General features: G+C 70.6%; 1 protein-coding gene. It reads left to right on the plus strand.

Going from position 1 to position 2,316, the window contains the following annotated elements:
- Positions 1-2,316: CarD family transcriptional regulator (locus AB4Y86_RS17075; RefSeq protein ID WP_441403357.1), on the plus strand; the 2,316-nt coding region annotated here is incomplete at both ends.

Genomic DNA, 2,316 nt, shown 5'->3' on the forward strand with positions numbered 1-2,316 from the left:
GCCCCTCTCTCACCGGTCTGCGGCGTGTCCTCGCCGGGGACAAGACCTTCGCGCGGGTGCAGGCTGAAGCGTCGCGGCCGTTCACGGCCCGCAGCGAGGACTACCAGATCAGCGCTCCGGCGGGCCTGCGGGCCGCGCTGCTGGCGGAGATGGCCGACGGCCTCGCCTCGGAGGCGCTGTCCGACGGGGACGCGCCCGACGGCGGTGCCTCCGCCGGTGTCCGCACGCCGGTGGTGCTGGCCGTCACCGCCACCGGCCGCGAGGCCGAGGATCTCACCGCCGCGCTGGGCGCCTTCCTGCCGGCAGCCATGGTCGCCGAGTTCCCCAGCTGGGAAACCCTGCCGCACGAGCGGCTCTCACCGCGCTCGGACACCGTCGGCCGCCGGCTCTCCGTGCTGCGCCGCCTCGCCCACCCCGAAACCGCCGGCGGCGCCTTGCGCGTGGTGGTCGCCCCGGTCCGCGCCGTGGTCCAGCCGATCGTGGCCGGGCTCGGCGAGCTGGTCCCGGTGACCCTCAAGGTCGGCCAGGACGCCCCCTTCGGCGAGGTCGTCAAGAACCTCGCCGACGCCGCCTACGCCCGCGTGGACATGGTCACCAGGCGCGGCGAATTCGCGGTCCGCGGCGGCATGCTGGACGTCTTCCCGCCCACCGAAGACCACCCGATCCGGGTCGAGTTCTTCGGCGACGAGGTCGAGCAGATGCGCTGGTTCGCCGTCGCCGACCAGCGCTCACTCACCGCGCCCGGCGTGCACCACCCCACCGAACTGCACGCGCCACCCTGCCGCGAACTCCTGATTACGCCGTCGGTGATGTCCCGGGCGGCGACGCTGAAGTCCCAGTTGCCGGCCGCGGCGGACATGCTGGAGAAGATCGCCGGCGGGATCGCGGTCGAAGGCATGGAGTCCCTCGCCCCGGTACTGGTCGATTCCATGGTCCCGTTCCTGGACCAGTTCCCCGAGGGCTCCATCTCGGTGGTCATTGAACCCGAAAAGGTCCGCACCCGCGCCCACGACCTGGCCGCGACCAACGAGGAGTTCCTCGAAGCAGCATGGTCCACGGCATCCGACGGCGGAGCCGCGCCGCTAGATCTAAGCTCCGCGGCGTCCGAGGCCCTGCACTCGGCCAGCTTCCGCTCGCTGGGCGAAACCCGTTCCACCGCGCTGGCGCATGACGTGTCCTGGTGGTCCATCACCTCCCTTGCCAGCGATGAGGAGCTGATGCCCGACGTCGACGTGCTGAACCTCCGCGCCCGTGAACCGCGCGGCTACCAGGGCGACGTGGCCGAGATGATGGAGTTCATCGGCTCGCACGTGCGGGACCAGTGGCGGATCGTCGTCGCCACCGAAGGCCCCGGGCCGGCGCAGCGGCTGGCGGAGCTCTTCCACGACAACGACATTCCGTGCGCCCGGGTGGAATCCCTGGACGCCGAGCCGCAGCCGGGCCTGATCGAGGTGACCACCGCCGCCGTCGGCCGCGGTTTCGTCATGGACACGCTCAAGGTGGGCCTGCTGACCGAGGCCGACCTGCTGGGCCGCACCTCCGCGGGCTCGACCAAGGACATGCGCCGGATGCCGTCCAAGCGGCGGAACGCCGTCGACCCGCTCCAGCTCGTGGCCGGCGACTCAGTGGTGCACGAACAGCACGGCATCGGCCGGTTCGTTGAGCTGATCCAGCGCAAGGTGGCTGGCGGCGGCGACGGGGTGCGCGAATACCTGGTCCTGGAGTACGCCCCGTCCAAGCGCGGCGCCCCGGGCGACCGGCTCTTTGTGCCCACGGACCAGCTGGACCAGGTCACGCGATACGTCGGCGGCGATACCCCTGCGCTGAGCAAGATGGGCGGCGCGGACTGGGCCAGCACCAAGTCCAAAGCCCGCAAGGCGGTCAAGGAGATCGCCGGCGAGCTGATCCGGCTGTATTCGGCCAGGATGGCCTCCCGCGGCTACGCCTTCGGACCCGACACGCCGTGGCAGCGGGAGCTGGAGGAAGCCTTCCCCTACGTGGAGACCCCGGACCAGCTGACCACCATCAACGAGGTCAAGGCCGACATGGAGCGCGAGATCCCGATGGACCGGCTGATTTCCGGGGACGTCGGCTACGGAAAGACCGAAATCGCGGTCCGTGCCGCGTTCAAGGCGGTCCAGGACGGCAAGCAGGTCGCCGTCCTGGTGCCCACGACACTGCTCGCCCAGCAGCACTATGAGACCTTCACCGAACGGTTCTCCGGCTTCCCGCTCGTCGTCAAGCCGCTGTCCCGCTTCCAGACCGGCAAGGAAGCCAAGGAAACAGCCGACGGCGTGAAGAGCGGGTCCGTTGACG

The organism is Arthrobacter sp. 2YAF22_2 (assembly GCF_052114645.1).
In the GTDB taxonomy this organism is placed as follows: domain Bacteria; phylum Actinomycetota; class Actinomycetes; order Actinomycetales; family Micrococcaceae; genus Arthrobacter.